A 13,411-nucleotide genomic window follows, 5' to 3' on the forward strand; every position below is an offset into this window, starting at 1 on the left:
TTCATATTGAACTGAACAAGGTTGTTGTAACGTTTGACAAGGCGCTGATCTAAGCGAGAGATGTTAAAATTGAAGAGCATGCTCTTCAATTTAACGCAAAACATGGAAATTGTGTAGATACCTATGCCCTTTAGGAGAAGGTTTGAATGAAGGCACTCTACATATATTAGTCACTTCATCCCAAAAATCAGCTTTAACCCAAGCACTGTCATCACTGCCCCTGCTGCACGGTCAAAAATAGCCTTAAACTTAATATAAGCCTGACGCGGTTTTTCTGCAGACAAAGCCACTGCAACCAATGAACACCAACCTGCATCAATAAAAAAACACAGAATTGGCAGTACCACATAAAAATAGTTCGGTATTTCTTTAGGCAATAAAGCCGTAAAAATACTCGCCAAGACAATTGCAATTTTAGGGTTAGATAACTGCGTAATTAAACCTGTGGTAAACGCACGACGAAGCGACATTTGCTGCCCATCAGCAAGATTGGTTTGAATAGGCGCTTTGGCATGCTTCACAATTTTATAAGCCAAAAACAACAAATATAAACCACCACAAATTTTAAGCAGAAAATATGCTGAAGGCACTGCCAATAAAATAGCCTGCAACCCCATTACCGCCAATAAACCAAAAATTGCGGCACCCGTACCCGTGCCTAAAGCCGTAAATAAACCATGCTTACGTGAAATGGCTATGGAATTTTTTGCCACATAAATAAAGGTAGGCCCAGGACTCATTGCACCTAGCATTAATGCTGCCGCAATTGAACCTAATATAAGCAAGGATTCCAAAACCAACACCCGACACAACAAAATCGATTCTATTATTTTACAATTTTTACTGCATGGTTGTACTATTTGATCAAATTATTTATTGCCCTTTTTCCTACTAGATGCTCTAAGAAATTGATAATCAAGTTCATATTATAGGCATGCTCACCATAATGATGCCGCGGGATTCCATTTTTTTAATTTTGCTTTTTTGCACACTTACGGCATCACATCCAGAAAGATCCAAAATCACACCAAACATTACAGAACACCATTGATGAGAAAAGAATGAGATGTTTTTTCTCCTATTCTTAAATATATCGTTCGAGCATAGCATTCATTCAGAATGTAACTTCATTGTGTTTGGTACCGTGCCATTTATAATGATGTGTTTAATCTTATTGCTGATCTGTATGTTCAATAACATCGCCCAAGAAGTTCCTTTACAACGTATTGATTTTTATGGTCGTGAGCTATGGATAAAGCGCCTCGATTTAGTTCATCCCTATATTTCGGGCAATAAGTTTTACAAACTAAAATATAATTTTTTAGCTGCGCAAGCACAGGGTTATCAACACGTTCTGACTTTTGGTGGCGCATATTCAAATCATATTGCTGCAACCGCTTTTGCCGCTCAGCTGTTTGGTTGGAAAAGCACAGCAATCATCCGTGGTGAAGAGTTGGCAGAACGCCCTTATAACTCAACTTTGGCTTTAGCTCATAAAATGGGGATGCAATTTCGATTCGTTTCACGTGAAATGTATCGACAGAAAAACCATCCCGAATTCTTACAGTTTTTACAGCATGAATATCCCGATGCCTATATTTTACCTGAGGGCGGCACTAACGCATTTGCAATTCAGGGGTGTCAGGAAATTTTAAATGCCGATGATTTACATCAGTTTAATCTGATTTGTTGTGCCGTTGGTACAGGTGGCACAATTACAGGCTTGATTGAAGCAAGTCATCCAAATCAACAAATTTTGGGTTTTTCTGCATTAAAGGGAGATTTTTTAACGCAGGAAGTGCAACAACTTACCAGCAAAAAAAATTGGCAAATTACAGAAGAATTTTGCTGTGGTGGCTATGCCAAAACCACGCCTGAATTATTAGCCTTTATTCGAGCGTTTGAAAAAGAACATGCAATTCCACTCGAGCAAATTTATACAGGCAAAATGTTGTTTGGATTAAGTCACATGATACAACGTGGCGAATTTAATACAGGCGAACATATTTTGCTCATTCATAGTGGTGGTTTACAAGGCAGGCATATTGCACCTGCCTAATTCAACAGGCTTTTTTGCACAAAGATTTGAAAGGCAAAGCGCCCCGAATTCAGCCAAATTTAAGGCGTAACTTGGGTAAGTGTTCGACCTAATAGCGTAAATCTGTTGAGGACTGCTACAGGTACGAACATTTCATTGACTTGACAATTAAAGCGACTTGCGCTGAGTTTATCTCCTGATCATTTGATGCAATGCATCTTAGTTTCAACCCAACTTCAAGGATTTAATTAGAAAGTATTTGATGGCTGCGTCGAAGTTTGTTTGTTTTCGTCGCTTTTGCCTTTTGATTGTGCAGACTAATGCCTAGTTCTGGATCCAACCAAATGGCAATATTTCCTCGATTGATGCGCTCAGTTATATGAAGACAAATGGGTGGTACGATAAAGTTTAATTGTAGGCTTATTCATTTTAAAATTATATTGTAGGACAAGTCTTAACAGATAGGTTAATGCAACACACACGAACTGAGTGCAACACAACGATGGTCTATTTGATGATAAATTCCTCATGTTTTATTAAAAAAGATAAACATCTCAACCACAATTCAAATGCAAAAAAACAGCAAGGACAAACGATAAAGTCTATAATAAAGCGCTTTAATATTTCACTCGGTGCAACATGGCAACTGCAAATCAATATGATGTTTTGGTATTAGGTGCGGGTGCATCGGGGCTGATGACTGCTTACATGGCAGCACAACGTGGTCGTAAAGTATTGGTGCTAGAAAAAGCCAATAAAGTGGGCAAAAAAATTCTGATGTCGGGTGGTGGTAAATGTAACTTTACCAACTTAGAAGTCGAGCCAAACCATTATATTTCACATAATCCACACTTTGTCATTTCTGCACTCACCCGTTATACCAATTGGGATTTTATTGGTTTAGTCTGCGAATACGGCATTGAATATGAAGAACGCAAACACGGACAATTATTCACTTTAAACGGCGCTAAAGAAATTTTAGCCATGCTCTTAGCCGAATGTGAAAAAACCAAATTGGTCGATATTCAAACCAATTGTGAAGTCAAAGCCGTGAATGCGGTAGATGATCAAGGTTTTCAAATTGCAACGACTTTGGGTTATTTCCAAGCAAGCGCTGTGGTCGTAGCAACTGGCGGTTTATCTATTCCAACTTTAGGTGGCTCTGGAATTGGCTATGAAATTGCCAAACAATTTGGTCATCGTGTTTACCCGACCCGTGCAGGTTTAGTGCCTTTTACCTTCTCAGACAGCTTTAAAGAAGTCACTACACGTTTAAGCGGTAATGCGGTGGATGCGACTTTATCAAATTCATTGACTAGTTTTACCGAAGCATTGCTATTCACCCATCGCGGTTTGAGTGGGCCGAGTGCCTTACAGCTTTCTAATTATTGGGATGTCGGACAAAGTTTTAAAATTAACTTTTTACCTTACTTAGAACTCTATGACTTTTTTAAAAATAAAAAGCAAAGCAGTCCTAAAGTTTTACTGCGCACCTTGCTCAGCGAACATTTGCCAAAAAGTGTAGTGGCTGAATTACAGCAACTGATTTGGCCTGCACTCTCTGAAACGGCAATTGGCAATATCAGTGATGAAAAGCTAGAACAGATTGCAGCACGTTTAAATGCCTTTGAAGTCAAACCATCAGGCACAGAAGGTTATCGTACTGCCGAAGTCACTTTAGGCGGAGTCGATACCCAAGAAGTTTCCTCTAAAACTATGGAAAGTAAAAAACAAAAAGGCTTGTATTTTGTTGGGGAAGTTTTAGATGTAACGGGACATTTGGGCGGCTATAATTTCCAATGGGCGTGGTCATCTGCACATGCAGCATCGGAGTATGTTTAAGTTTGCTTTTAGATGAAACATGCAAACAAATGAATGTGATAAAAATGATTCTAGTCTAAACAGAATAATATTGATCTTGCCGATCAAATTGCAAAATGACAAAAGCCAGTTTTTTCTAAACTGGCTTTTTCTTTAACACCGTCACGTACTATAAAGACTTAGCAATACGTGAATCCTGTTATTTTATTCTAAATAATCGGTACGAAATAATACCAATTTTGGCGTATTTGCCAAACGTGATTCAGTTTGCTGCATTTTAAGCACAGCATTTTGTTGATGCATAGGTAACGAATTTGCCACTTGAACTTTTAAACTGATACGTAATTTGTTTAGCATATTGATTTCTCTCATTATTGTCATCCTTGCGCGAATTTTAAGACTCAAATATTTCAGCTTGGTTAAAACCCAAGTTTTTTATTTTTCCCTTAAACCCTCATCAAGCTTTCCAAGCTATTGATCTGATTTATCCAAATCAGTCTTTGGCTCATTCCTGCCAAAGTTGATTAATTTTTAACATAATTTAAGAGCTTGGTCTATCCTCTTTTGGATGATTTTTCTCAACATTTTCAGTTGGTTTTGCGGTGGCTTCTGGCTTGGCAAAAACAAATTTATAGGCTGCAACAAAAAAGCCGATGGTGATGCCAGCAATCACGATTGGGGCAAAAAACTTATTAGGTGCTGATTTGGACATTATCGTTTCCTCTTTTTTAATGAATACCGAAAAGAAATCGACCAATACGGTGATTGGTCGATCATCTTAGCGATTCAAATCAAAATTTGAACAGGTTATTTCGGGTCATTTTTTGGATGTTCATCGACATCTGGTTCAGCCTCACCTGTCGAACCAAATGGGTTGTTGACTGGTGGATGTTCAGGATCAACCCTTAACGTATCTGGCACTGCATGATCAGTTGCCGCTTCAGGTGTTGTAGTCACATCACTTACAGACGCTTGCGGCTGCTCAGATACAATAGGTGTCATCACACTTGATGCTGACGTTGCCGTTTCTGTCTTGTGCAAAGGATTCGGTTGATTTGCCTCACGTTTAGCTTTATCAATCAAATCAGTTAACACACGCTCTGCAGGTTGACGACCACCTAAACCAAAGGCAAGTGCGAAAGCCACTGCAACAGAACCGAGGGTTAAACCAAAAGCCAAGTTCACAATCGAGTCTGCAATACCCATCGCGCGTAAGCCCATGGCAACCACCAAGCCCATAATTAAAATACGGACTAAGTTTGCCAACCAACGTGAGCTGTTATATTCACCGCGCTGTACCACTTTGGCGACCAAATTCGCGAGCCAGAAACCCACCACCAAAATGACAGCACCCAACAGGATATCTGCACCAAACTGGATAAACATGGCAATCAAGCCGCTGACTTGATCAAAGCCCAAACGGTTCGCCGCTTCAGATACCGCAAATAGCATGGTAAAGAATACAATCAGATAACCGACTACACATGAAATTTTAGTCGTACCTAAAAAGCGCTGTAAGTCGAGTTTGGCAGGAATATCATCGACTCCTGTACCTGCAACCACTTCCACCACAATATTGGCTACAAAACGCGACACCACATAAGCCAAAATAAGAATCAGACCTGCCGCAATAATATGCGGGATCGCATTCATAATTTCATACAGCATGGCTGTCGCAGGCTGCGAAATGGCTTCAATTCCAAGTGCCTCAAAACCAATAATCAAGGCTGTGATGATCACCAAGGCGAAAACAAACGAACCGAGTAATTTAGGTAAATTTGAATTTTTAAAAATGCCAACTTTTTCAGCATGCTGTTGAATATTCAGGCTGCCTAATAAACCTTCGACAATGCCACGAACAATTTTTGCCAGAATGTATCCGACAAAAACAATCACGCCTGCAATGAAGATGTTCGGTAAATACAGCACAACTTCATTCACCATGTTTTGCACAGGGAACAACAGACCGTTTAAGCCTAAAATTGACAGCACAATTGGCAAGAACAGCAATAAAATCAGCCAATAAACAATTTCACTGATATTTTGACTTAAACCACTCACACCGACATCGGCACTGAGTTTTTCATCCAACTGAGTACGTGCCAACAGTTTTTGCATCCCCACTTTAACCAGATTTGCCAAAATCCAACCAATAAAACCAACAGCAACAGCAGCCAGTAAAGAAGGAATAAACAATAAGAACTGCTGAATCATATTACTGAATGGCCCACTGACACTGGTCAGATTCAACACATTCAGCGCACCAATGACCGCAATAATTAAAATCACCCAAAACACGACACGTGACACAATCAGTTCAATATTTGAACGATGCCCCGTTGCATTTGATAGTTTATGATCCGTACCCAATTTTTGCAGGACTTTTTTAACCCCTCCAGCCACGAGTAACGCCACAACCCATCCTATCAGCAATATTGCAACAGCCGCCAGAATCGGCTGAAATTGCTCCCAATAATACATGGCTTCAAAACCTCTACCATGTAGGTTGTCATTTAAGTAATCATTCATCTTATTTAATCCTCATGGTGTTTAGCTTCATTTTTTTGTTTGCACTACAGCGCAAAACTGCTTTTTATCGATTCAAATTATTGAGTAAAGCTCTATTCACCATAGAATTTGCATATTTTTTATTCAACCTTGGGATGCAGAATCGCAACAATTCTACAAAGGAGGGATAATAAACCTTGCGAAAATCCACAAAAAAGCCCTGCATCTAGGCAAGGCTGAATTTGTAAATACGATTTTTTGACGCTTAGGCTAAACTACCGATCTGTTGCTGTTGCAGTATTGCTGTCCTCTGCACGTGCTTCATCTCCAGCTGTGCCCGTTGTCGTGCTATTTGGCGTTGCTTGTTGTACGGTTGGATTAGGATGTCCAGGAGGTGCTTCGCTCGGACTCGGATTGCGATCCGCCATCATGTAAATCAGCAATGCCAATAAAAAGATTCCCACCAGTAGAAGCATATAGACTGGAATACGTTTTTTTCGCTTAATGTCTTCAGCTGAGTTTACATGAGGTGGTTTATTGAAATCATGCGGCATGTTCCCCTCACTTATGTATTTATCTGATGAATTTTCATACTAACAAGCTCCTCACGCTTATTGTGTGACAATACATAGCAAGATGGTGAAAAGATGTAATATACCTCAAGTACCACCTATGTTGCCCAATATCGACAAAGCTGCCTCTCACGGGGAAATGCGCTATAATCACGTACCGTTTTTTTGTGTACTTTGAACTTTATGGCGTATCGTCAACAAAGTGTATCGCTTGATCTTGACACTGACGTCACTCATCAATGTGCCTTGCACTATACCCGTGATGGGCATCTCATTGGTATTATTGAATTTAGCAAGCCCAGCTATCTGCTCAAATGGGGCGATTTGGAATATTTCCGTCGTCGTACCGAAGAATTTTCGGTCATGCCATTTCCAGATTGTGTAAATGCTATGATCATTGATATTCGCAACATTGCTGCATTTCTGGATAATGAAGTGCCAATTTTACCGTGGCGCTTACTTGAAGAAGAATGTCCTGTGCGTTTGGTGGTTCCTCAAGAGCGCTTAGAGCATTATGCAGGTTTTTTTGAACCGACTTGGCTAAGTAGCGATGTCGATAGCGCGATTCAGGAAATCCGCGAATATATGGATATGTTTGTGCACTAATTTCTTTGAAGAGTCACTTTCAAGCATTGCGTTCAAAAGTTGCTTTCAAAATTGAATCGCACCAAGCAAAAACCTCATCTGCAGCGTTGTAGATGAGGTTTTTATATGAATGGTGAAGATCACCTCAACAACCAATTTTTAGCGAATTGTGAAAATACATTTATTTTCAAAACTCGATTTAGGCAGCCACAAAACCTGCTTAAAACGCACCTGATCTATGCCAAAACTTCGCATTTTGTTAGATGTATAGCGCTTGATATTTTTCATATTCAGGAGTCTGCCCTGCAATGGTTGAGCTTTGCTGAACTTTAATTTTCTGAAAAAAAGCGGTTTCCTTTGCACGGATTGGGCCAATATATTCATTATACATTTGTTCCATTTCGGCACTTTCAAATTGCATTTTTTGCAAACTGCCACCATGCCAACCCAACTGACTACGCAAGTTTAAATATTTTACTTTGCCCGTAGGAAACACATAATTGGCACAAGAAGAAAAGCAATACTGCGCAACTTCTACATTAAGTTGATGGTCAAAGACCAAATTGCCCAAATCAATACCTAAGCCGATCTCGCCACCCCGACTGTTGATTTTTAAGGTATCAATTTTATCTGACTGTTTAAGTAATTCCGCTGCACGTGCGTTGGCTTCAGGGCTAAGTGGCCCATCATAAATGAGTACGTGATCTTGCACAGCAACCTGAGTTTCCACCGTTTCAGCCTGTACGGTTTGTGCGACTATAAACATCAGCCCTGCGCTGGCTATATATTTGAACAGTTGATATTTGAATAGTTGTATCACATCCTCACCAATAATTTTCAACTGCAATATTACCTTCCCCGCGGCGGTTCATGCTTAAACCACGCGCTTTTAAGGCTTCTTTGGTGTCATCGACCATGGCAGGGTTACCGCATAACATCACATGGCTGGTTTCAGGGTTGAGTACACTGCCTGCAGCCTGTTCCAATTCGCCATTAGCAATTAATACAGGTAAACGATCATGCAAAGCAGCTTGAGGGTCACGGGTGATAATTGGGATAAATTTAAAGCCCGAATGCCCTTCGCCAAAAGTTTCGGCAATCTCGTGAATTTTATCGACATAAGCCAATTCAGCTTCGGTACGCACGCTATAAACCAAATAAATATATTGATATTTTGTCCACGTTTCAAAATCTTGCAGCATGGATAAAAACGGTGCAAGACCTGTACCTGTGGCCAACAACCATAAATCGTGTGGCGCAGGCAACTGATAACGCGCCAAGGTCAAAAAACCATAAGGGATTTTTTCCAAGTACAGCTCATCGCCCACTTGAAGGTGCTGCAAGTTAGAAGTAAATGCACCATCTGGCACGACAATCGAGAAAAACTCTAAAGTTTCATCAAAGGGTGATGACACCACCGAATAAGCACGTACTACCAATTCATCGCCCACTTTTAACCCGATACGTGCAAACTGCCCTGCGGTAAATTTAAAATGCGCAGGTCGGGTCATGGTGAAGCTAAACAAGGTGTTGGTCCAACGATGAACCGAAAGCACTTTTTCTAAAGTAAATTTTTCAATTGACATGATTTGAGCGTGGCATGAAAGACTGTGCTCATGTTAGCATGTTGGGGTAATTTATGAATATTTTTTAAATGTTAAGGCTTGATTCATGCGCATGACTTTACGCCAGTTGGCGGTTTTTGTAGCAGTTGCCCAAGAAGGGACAGTAACCAAAGCCAGTGATGCCGTTAAACTCACCCAAAGTGCTGCAAGCATGGCCTTAGCAGATTTGGAAGATGGCTTAGGCGCTCCACTGTTTGACCGTTTGGGTAAGCGCCTACAGCTGAACGATTTAGGTCGTTTTTTATTGCCACAAGCCTTAGAAATTTTGGGGCGTTGTGAAGCATTTGAGCAAGCCGCTAAAGGTGAGCTGCAAAGCATCGATTTGCGTTTAGGCGCAACTCTCACCATTAGTGACTATTTGATGCCTGATTTAATGGCAGACTTTTTGCAAATTCAACCACAGGCGCATTTACAATTACAAGTGGGCAATACCCGCCAAATGATTGAAGCTGTGAATCAGTTTCAGCTAGATTTAGCCTTGATAGAAGGCTCTTGTCACTTACCCCAACTCCAATGTATTCATTGGCGTGATGATGAACTTGCAGTGTGCTGTGCACCAAGTCATCCTTTAGCGCAGTTAAACCGTGCTTTAAGTATCGCAGATTTTGAAGACGCCGAGTGGATTTTACGTGAAGAAGGTTCAGGTACCCGTGAAGTGTTTGACAATGCAATTTTAAAAGACCTGCCTGATGCCAATATTCGTTTAACTTTGGGTCATAACGAAGCGATTTTAAAAATTGTCGCAGGTGGAATTGGTATGTCGTGTATTTCACGATTGGCGATTGAACCTTTACTAGAAAAAGGTCAATTGGTAATTTTGGATACACCTTTCTGGCAACTGACGCGCCCGTTATTCATGTTGGTGCATCGTCAGAAATACCAAGGGCCTGGTTTAAGGGCATTTATGAAATTTTGCGACGCGAAATAATTCATAGGAGTACCAATCAAGGTACTCTTTTTTAACAATTAAAACTGACTCTCACATGGTATGCCGTCACCATCACCGTCCATTTTAGTATTTGGACAATTTCGTATAAAGAATAACGCTTCTTCGTAAGACGTCATTTGACTACAGTGCTCACGCCCATCACAAGTAAAGTTCTGTTCGACAACTGGAACTTCTACTACTTTTTGTACTGATAAAGCTTCAGGCTGACTATTTTGCCAAGCTTGGTACTTATTAAATACTGCATAAGCCAAGCCGAATATAATCAATATACCAATATAAGTAACAAAATTGGATGAGTTATTTTCAGACTTCTGCTGTCTTTTATGATTCTGCTTTGTCGTATGAATTGCCCTTGATTGAGGTGTATGCCTTTCGACTGCAACCTTAATATCTAGACGGACAATATTATCTGCTTTGAACTTGCCATTTTCTTCTACTTTACGAAATTTTAGATTTTCTCCCACTTTTAGTGGAATATTTTTATTGGGAAAATCTTTAATATGAAAAAACAAATCTTTTGGCTCTCCTTCTATTTGAATAAAACCAAAGCCTCGTTCTTCGTTATAAGTTTTTATTTTCCCTTCTAAAAACATAAATTACTCTTTTCACGTTAATTTTTGATTATTGTACAAAAAAAGAGGCGAGAATGCCTCTTTTCTGTGCATGAAAACATTTAAAACTAACGCTTTAAGTTTGATAACAATGCAGACGTAATCGACGTATTCGCAGCAACCGCTTTGGCTTTTTTTGCTTTTTTGGATTTATCTTCTACAGGTTCAATATTAATGGCTTTATAACGATCACCATTTTGAACCACATTAAATTTAACGCGATCATTGCGCTTTGGCTCGCCTTCAGCCGCAGGAAAATCCGAGATATGGAAAAACACTTCACCTTCAGGTGCGGCAATAAATCCATAGCCTTTTTCGGCATTATATTGTTTGATTTTCCCTTGATATTGTTCAGATTTCATGGCTTAACCTTTTACGAGCTGCACTTTATATGAGTATATAAAAAAGAGGCAGTTAATGCCTCTTTTTCACCGACATTCGGCTTAATCTTTTTGCACTGAACCAAAAATTTTATCGCCTGCATCACCCAAGCCAGGCACAATATAACCATCTTGGTTTAAACCTTCATCTACCGATGCAGTAAAGATCACCACATCTGGATGCGCGGCTTCTACACGTTGAATGCCTTCTGGCGCTGCAACCAAAACCATCACACGAATGTCTTTACAACCACTGGCTTTGAGCAAATCAATCGCTGCCACTAAAGATGAACCTGTGGCAAGCATAGGGTCAATAATCATCGCAATACGGTTTTGTACATCTGGTACTAATTTTTTGTAGTACGTACGCGCTTCTAAAGTTTCTTCATCACGTTCCAAGCCAAGTACAGACACTTTGGCACTTGGAATCAAGTTTAAGAAACCATCTAACATGCCAATACCTGCACGTAAAATAGGCACAACCGTAATTTTTTTACCCGCAATACGGTCTACAGTGACTGCACCATTCCAACCCGCAATTTCGTGCTCGACCATAGGCAAATCTTTGGTCGCTTCATAAGTCAGCAACATGGTGACTTCTTGTGCCAATTCACGGAAGTTTTTGGTGCTGATGTCTGCACGACGTAATAACCCCAATTTATGACGAATAAGTGGATGACGGATTTCATGAATAGCCACGGGAGAACACCTAAAAGGAAAGAAAAGCAAATATCCTTTTATTATATGCTGTTTTTATTGTGTATATAAACCAAAAAGCCCTCAATTTATGAAGGCTTTTTGACTGAAAGTTAAACTTCTTTCAAATTATTGCTGTGACAGCATGAAATGGATGGGTGACAAAATTTCAGCTTCAAGTGCAATTTTGATAATTGGGTCTGGATAAACACCAATCACCAATACCGCTAAAGCTGCAGCCAATACCATAATACCGCCCACTTTTTGACCCCAATGATCGACAGCATCCATTTTTGGTTCGTCTGGCGGTGTCATATACATCACCACCATAACGCGCAAGTAGTAGTACAAACCAATACCTGAACCCACGATGATCATCGCAGCTAAGAACCAGTGCTGAGTCGTTACCGCAGCCATCACCACCAAGAACTTACCAATGAAGCCTGCAGTTAATGGAATACCTGCAAGAGAAAGCATCATCACGGTTAATACAGCAGTCAATACTGGACGACGCCAGAACAAACCACGGTAGTCAGCCAAGCTTTCTGCTTCTGCTACGTTGTTGTATGGGCTAGACATTAATGCCACCGCACCGAACGCACCAATAGTCGTCAAGACATAGGTAATCACATAAACGCTGACATTACCCAAGCTTGCATAAGTCATGCTGATTAAACCAATCAACAAATAACCAAAGTGTGCAATTGATGAGTAAGCCAAAATACGTTTCAAGTTCACTTGACGTACAGCAAGGAAGTTACCTACCAAAATTGAAAGCACGGCAATAATGGTCAAGATGGTCACAATCGAGTCGATCAGGATTGCACCTGAACCCAAAATGTAACGCACGAACAAACCAATGGTTGCTACTTTCGCTGCAGTCGCAAGGAAGGTTGCGATTGGTGCAGGCGCACCGTCATAAACGTCTGGTGTCCATTTGTGGAATGGTGCCAAAGACAGTTTAAATGCCACAGCAAAGACAATTAAGCCTAGACCTAAAATCACCAATGGCTGTTGGATGTTTTGCATTAATGCTTGAACAGAGTCATAGAACGACAATGAACCTGTGTACGCATAAATGTACGCCATACCCATAAGCAACATTGCTGATGCAGTTGCAGACAATACCAAGTACTTCACGCCCGCTTCTAAAGATTTAGAACGCTGGTGGGTATATGCCAATAAGCCATACAAAGGAATTGACATTAATTCAAGGCTAATGAAGAACGATGCATAGTGCGAACTTGACACCATCAACATAGCGCCCGCCACTGAACACAACATTAAGATGTAGAGTTCTTCGCGGTTGTCTTTATACGTTTCAATATACGCATGTGACAAAGTAGAACATGCCAATGCAGCGATCAGAATCACCAGTTGATATAACAAGGTGAACGGATCAATCATAAACATGCCCATCACGCTGGCAGGAGCAAAATTCCCGCCAAACATCATGAGTAAAAGGTAAGCAGCAGCGAGGTTCAAGCCCACCACTGATGCTGTAGCAATTAAGTTATGGTTACGCTTAATTGCAGTAAGGATCATCACGATAATCGCAGTTAAAGCCACGATCATCACAGGAGCTAAAGGCATAAGCTCAGAAAATGACATTGTGAAGTTCATGGC

Annotated in this window: 15 protein-coding genes; 4 read left to right on the forward strand and 11 right to left on the reverse strand. The window is 40.4% G+C overall.

Going from position 1 to position 13,411, the window contains the following annotated elements:
* Positions 1-170: 170 nt before the first annotated feature.
* Entirely contained in the window at positions 171-794 is a 624-nt protein-coding gene (locus AC07E5_RS08565; RefSeq protein WP_253116234.1) for a LysE family translocator, read from the reverse strand.
* 392 nt (positions 795-1,186) lie between these two features.
* On the opposite strand from AC07E5_RS08565, the gene AC07E5_RS08570 reads away from it, so the two are divergent.
* Positions 1,187-2,059 carry a 1-aminocyclopropane-1-carboxylate deaminase/D-cysteine desulfhydrase gene (locus AC07E5_RS08570; protein ID WP_026438340.1) on the forward strand — a complete coding sequence of 291 codons (873 nt, stop codon included), beginning with the start codon at positions 1,187-1,189 and terminating at the stop codon, positions 2,057-2,059.
* Positions 2,060-2,677: 618 nt separating this feature from the next.
* Positions 2,678-3,880 (forward strand): BaiN/RdsA family NAD(P)/FAD-dependent oxidoreductase, encoded by a 1,203-nt coding sequence (locus AC07E5_RS08575; RefSeq protein ID WP_180079851.1) that lies wholly within the window; start codon positions 2,678-2,680, stop codon positions 3,878-3,880.
* A 183-nt stretch (positions 3,881-4,063) separates the two neighbouring features.
* Here the strand turns inward: AC07E5_RS08575 and AC07E5_RS08580 are convergent, their stop codons facing one another.
* The 4 genes from AC07E5_RS08580 to AC07E5_RS08595 all read right to left on the reverse strand — a co-directional run bounded on the left by AC07E5_RS08580 (position 4,064) and on the right by AC07E5_RS08595 (position 6,921).
* Entirely contained in the window at positions 4,064-4,231 is a 168-nt protein-coding gene (locus tag AC07E5_RS08580) for a hypothetical protein (protein ID WP_004975492.1), read from the reverse strand.
* A 169-nt stretch (positions 4,232-4,400) separates the two neighbouring features.
* Entirely contained in the window at positions 4,401-4,571 is a 171-nt protein-coding gene (locus AC07E5_RS08585) for a hypothetical protein (protein WP_178868287.1), read from the reverse strand.
* A 95-nt stretch (positions 4,572-4,666) separates the two neighbouring features.
* Positions 4,667-6,388: a mechanosensitive ion channel gene (locus tag AC07E5_RS08590; protein WP_253132221.1), complete on the reverse strand. Its 1,722-nt coding sequence runs from the start codon at positions 6,386-6,388 to the stop codon at positions 4,667-4,669.
* 254 nt (positions 6,389-6,642) lie between these two features.
* Entirely contained in the window at positions 6,643-6,921 is a 279-nt protein-coding gene (locus AC07E5_RS08595; protein ID WP_004975487.1) for a hypothetical protein, read from the reverse strand.
* 201 nt (positions 6,922-7,122) lie between these two features.
* Between AC07E5_RS08595 and AC07E5_RS08600 the strand changes: the two genes are divergently transcribed.
* On the forward strand, positions 7,123-7,545 hold the full coding sequence (locus tag AC07E5_RS08600) for a hypothetical protein (protein ID WP_004975486.1): 423 nt from the start codon (positions 7,123-7,125) through the stop codon (positions 7,543-7,545).
* Positions 7,546-7,783: 238 nt separating this feature from the next.
* Here AC07E5_RS08600 and AC07E5_RS08605 read toward each other — a convergent pair whose 3' ends face one another.
* Together AC07E5_RS08605 and AC07E5_RS08610 are read right to left on the reverse strand one after the other, a co-directional pair.
* Positions 7,784-8,344 (reverse strand): hypothetical protein, encoded by a 561-nt coding sequence (locus tag AC07E5_RS08605; RefSeq protein WP_498625242.1) that lies wholly within the window; start codon positions 8,342-8,344, stop codon positions 7,784-7,786.
* A 4-nt stretch (positions 8,345-8,348) separates the two neighbouring features.
* Positions 8,349-9,110: a ferredoxin--NADP reductase gene (locus AC07E5_RS08610; protein ID WP_253132217.1), complete on the reverse strand. Its 762-nt coding sequence runs from the start codon at positions 9,108-9,110 to the stop codon at positions 8,349-8,351.
* A gap of 85 nt (positions 9,111-9,195) precedes the next feature.
* Here AC07E5_RS08610 and gigC point away from each other — a divergent pair, with 85 nt between their 5' ends.
* Positions 9,196-10,077 carry a LysR family transcriptional regulator GigC gene (gene gigC / locus AC07E5_RS08615; protein WP_019837525.1) on the forward strand — a complete coding sequence of 294 codons (882 nt, stop codon included), beginning with the start codon at positions 9,196-9,198 and terminating at the stop codon, positions 10,075-10,077.
* Positions 10,078-10,115: 38 nt separating this feature from the next.
* Here gigC and AC07E5_RS08620 read toward each other — a convergent pair whose 3' ends face one another.
* The 4 genes from AC07E5_RS08620 to nuoN all read right to left on the reverse strand — a co-directional run bounded on the left by AC07E5_RS08620 (position 10,116) and on the right by nuoN (position 13,408).
* The gene (locus tag AC07E5_RS08620; RefSeq protein WP_230245209.1) at positions 10,116-10,691 is read right to left on the reverse strand and encodes a cold shock domain-containing protein; all 576 of its coding nucleotides are present in this window, start codon (positions 10,689-10,691) and stop codon (positions 10,116-10,118) included.
* 86 nt (positions 10,692-10,777) lie between these two features.
* Positions 10,778-11,071, reverse strand: a complete 294-nt coding sequence (locus tag AC07E5_RS08625; RefSeq protein WP_004975478.1) for a cold-shock protein — start codon at positions 11,069-11,071, stop codon at positions 10,778-10,780.
* A gap of 81 nt (positions 11,072-11,152) precedes the next feature.
* Positions 11,153-11,788 (reverse strand): uracil phosphoribosyltransferase, encoded by a 636-nt coding sequence (gene upp / locus AC07E5_RS08630; RefSeq protein ID WP_004975475.1) that lies wholly within the window; start codon positions 11,786-11,788, stop codon positions 11,153-11,155.
* A gap of 126 nt (positions 11,789-11,914) precedes the next feature.
* Positions 11,915-13,408 (reverse strand): NADH-quinone oxidoreductase subunit NuoN, encoded by a 1,494-nt coding sequence (gene nuoN, locus AC07E5_RS08635; protein WP_498625246.1) that lies wholly within the window; start codon positions 13,406-13,408, stop codon positions 11,915-11,917.
* Between the last annotated feature and the right edge of the window lie 3 nt (positions 13,409-13,411).

The sequence above is a fragment of the Acinetobacter seohaensis genome (genome assembly GCF_056431365.1).

Bases quoted from the DNA above. Each gene is read 5' to 3' on its own strand.
- AC07E5_RS08575 (WP_180079851.1), top strand. From the start codon at position 2,678: ATGGCAACTGCAAATCAATATGATGTTTTGGTATTAGGTGCGGGTGCA.
- AC07E5_RS08570 (WP_026438340.1), top strand. From the start codon at position 1,187: ATGTTCAATAACATCGCCCAAGAAGTTCCTTTACAACGTATTGATTTT.
- AC07E5_RS08625 (WP_004975478.1), bottom strand. From the start codon at position 11,071: ATGAAATCTGAACAATATCAAGGGAAAATCAAACAATATAATGCCGAA.
- AC07E5_RS08620 (WP_230245209.1), bottom strand. From the start codon at position 10,691: ATGTTTTTAGAAGGGAAAATAAAAACTTATAACGAAGAACGAGGCTTT.
- AC07E5_RS08595 (WP_004975487.1), bottom strand. From the start codon at position 6,921: ATGCCGCATGATTTCAATAAACCACCTCATGTAAACTCAGCTGAAGAC.
- nuoN (WP_498625246.1), bottom strand. From the start codon at position 13,408: ATGAACTTCACAATGTCATTTTCTGAGCTTATGCCTTTAGCTCCTGTG.
- AC07E5_RS08580 (WP_004975492.1), bottom strand. From the start codon at position 4,231: ATGAGAGAAATCAATATGCTAAACAAATTACGTATCAGTTTAAAAGTT.
- AC07E5_RS08585 (WP_178868287.1), bottom strand. From the start codon at position 4,571: ATGTCCAAATCAGCACCTAATAAGTTTTTTGCCCCAATCGTGATTGCT.
- AC07E5_RS08590 (WP_253132221.1), bottom strand. From the start codon at position 6,388: ATGAATGATTACTTAAATGACAACCTACATGGTAGAGGTTTTGAAGCC.
- AC07E5_RS08610 (WP_253132217.1), bottom strand. From the start codon at position 9,110: ATGTCAATTGAAAAATTTACTTTAGAAAAAGTGCTTTCGGTTCATCGT.
- AC07E5_RS08600 (WP_004975486.1), top strand. From the start codon at position 7,123: ATGGCGTATCGTCAACAAAGTGTATCGCTTGATCTTGACACTGACGTC.
- gigC (WP_019837525.1), top strand. From the start codon at position 9,196: ATGCGCATGACTTTACGCCAGTTGGCGGTTTTTGTAGCAGTTGCCCAA.